Consider the following 2,796-nt stretch of genomic DNA (forward strand, 5'->3'; position numbering starts at 1 on the left):
CGGGGTTGGTGGCGGGGTTGCCGGGGTTGTCGGCTGAGGTGGTGTTGGTTGATCGGCCGGGGTTGTGGGCTGGTGAGTCTGCTGAGGATGTGCCGGTGGTGGTGGGTCCGGACAACGCCTGCTATGTGATCTTCACGTCGGGCTCGACGGGTCGGCCGAAGGGCGCGATGGTCACGCACGCCGGCCTGGTCAACCGGACCGCCCACGTCGCACCCACCATCAACCGCCTCGGTGCCGACGGCGTGCTCCTGCAGAAGACCGAGATCGGTTTCGACGTCTCACCGGCCGAGGTGTACGCCGCCCTGTCGACTGGCGCGCGGATCGTCGTGGCCCGGCCTGGTGGTCACCGTGACCCCGCGTACCTGCGTGACCTGATCATCGCCGAGTCGGTCACCTCGATCGAGCTCGTGCCCAGCATGGTGTCGGCGCTGCTCGCCGAGGGGATCGAGCGGTGCACCTCGCTGCGGTCGGTGGCGGTCGGCGGTGAGGAGCTGCCGGTCGACGTGGCGCGGGCGTTCCTGGCGGCGCTGCCCGACTGCGAACTGCACAACACCTATGGGCCGGCGGAAACCACCGTCGACGTGACCAGTTGGCGTTGCACCGCCGACGAATTGGCCGACGTGTCCCGCGTGCCGCTGGGGCGCCCCTTCCCGAACCTCACCCTGCGCGTGCTCGACGACGAACTCCAGCCGGTGCCGGTCGGCGTGCGGGGGGAGTTGTTCGTCGGTGGTGTGGGTGTGGGTCGGGGTTATTTGCGGGGTGGGGGGTTGACGGCGGATCGGTTTGTGCCGGATCCGTTTGGGTTGGTGGGGTCGCGGTTGTATCGGACTGGGGATGCGGTGGCGTGGCGGTCGGACGGGAGTGTGGAGTTCCTGGGTCGGTTGGATGCGCAGGTGAAGTTGCGTGGTGTGCGGGTGGAGTTGGGTGAGGTGGAGTCGGCGTTGCGGTCCTGTGTGGGTGTGCGGGATGCGGTGGCGTCGGTGGTGGAGGTTGATGGTCGGCGGGTGTTGGCCGGTTTTGTGGTGCCGGTGGGTTCGGGTGTTGATGTGGTGGGTGTGCGGGGGGTGTTGCGGGGGGTTTTGCCGGAGGCGTTGGTGCCTTCGGTGGTGATGGTGGTTGATGTGGTGCCGGTGGATCCGAATGGGAAGGTGGATCGGCGTCAGTTGCCGTTGCCGGTGCTCGGTGATGAGTCGGTGGGTGTGTTTGTGGCGCCGGTGTCGGTGGTGGAGCGCGCGGTGGCTGCGGTGTGGGCGCGGGTGTTGGGTCGTGACGTTGTTGGTGTCGAGTCGAGTTTCTTTGATCTCGGTGGTGATTCGATGCTGGCGGTGTCGTTGGTGGGGGCGTTGCGGGCGGCGGGTTATCCGACGAGTGTCCGCGATGTTTTCGCGTACCGGACCGTGCGCGGGCTGGTGGCGTCGTTGGGTGGTGTCGAGGATTCGTGGGAGCCGGTAGCGCCCTTCGCGTTGCTGACCGACACCGATCGGGCCGCGCTGCCTGCCGGCCTCACCGACGCCTACCCGGCCACGCAGGCCCAGGTCGGCATGGCCGTGGAGATCGCCAAGGACGAGAGCGCCTCGCCCTACCACATCGTGCACACCATGCCCGTGCACGACGAGCTGCCCTTCGACGTCGAGCCGCTGCGCGCCACCCTCGCCGAGTTGGTCGCCCGGCACGACACGCTGCGCACCTCGATCGACCTGACCGGCTACTCGATGCCGATGCAGCTCGTGCACGCCGAGGCGCAGGTGCCGGTCACTGTGCACGACGACGCGACGGGCCATTCCGCGTACGTCGCCGCCGAGCGTGAGCGACCGTTCGACCTGGCGACGCCGCCGCCGCTGCTGCGGGTGGCCGTCCATCGCGAGGACGACCGGGCCTGGTGGCTCACCGTCTCCGTCAGTCACCTGATCACCGGTGGCTGGGACCTCAACCTCCTGCTGGCCGACCTGCGCGACGGCTACCACCGGCGGCGGCGTGGCGAGCAGCCGACCCCGGCCGACGAGGTGGCCGTCCGGTACGCCGACTTCGTGGCCGCCGAACTCTCGGCGCTCGACTCCGAGACGGACGCCACCTACTGGCGGGAAGTGGTGACCGGTAGGCCGAAGCTCACCCTGCCGGGCAGCCAGGCGATCGACTCCGGCCCGCGGCAGGTGTCCCGTACCGAGGTGGACATCGCCGACCTGGACGGTGCGTTGCGCCAATTCGCCAGCAGTCTCGGCGTACCCGTCAAGGCTGTTCTGCACGCGGCTCATTTGAAGGTGATGAGTCAGTTGACTGATGAGCGGCGTTTTCACACGGGTTTGGTGTGTGATGCGCGGCCGGAGGTGCGGGGTGCGGAGCGTGTGCATGGGATGTACATCAATGTGTTGCCGTTCGGTCATGAGCGGGGTGGGGGTTCGTGGCGTGATCTGGTGCGGTCGGTGTTCGACCGTGAGGTGGAGTTGTGGCCGCATCGGCGGTTCCCGTTGCCGGCGGTGCGGCGGTTGACGGGTGTCGACGCGCACCCCATCGACGTCGTCTTCGGCTACACCGAGCCTCGTACCGACCCGTCCGGGAGGGGAGACGCGGACGGACCTGGCGCCGCGCCGACGACCGACGGCCACACCACGCACGCCGACGAGGCCGTTGCCGGGCGGGTCGCCAGCGACGTGGCCGCCACCGAGTTCGTCCTGTCCGTCGGTGCCAGCCCGACCGTGATTCGCCTCGTTGCTGATGGGCGGGTGTTTGGTTCGGCGGGGTTGGTGCGGTTGGCGGGGATGTTCCGGGTGGTGTTGGAGTCGATGGTGGCGGATCCGG

General features: G+C 68.7%; 1 protein-coding gene. It reads left to right on the forward strand.

The window, feature by feature from the left end; genetic code table 11:
* Positions 1–95 precede the first annotated feature (95 nt).
* Positions 96–2,796, forward strand: a 2,701-nt coding sequence (locus ABZ808_RS30865) for an AMP-binding protein (RefSeq protein WP_357012922.1), incomplete at its 3' end; no start/stop codon positions are given.

The sequence above is a fragment of the Micromonospora sp. NPDC047527 genome, from assembly GCF_040643015.1.
Lineage (GTDB): Bacteria > Actinomycetota > Actinomycetes > Mycobacteriales > Micromonosporaceae > Micromonospora.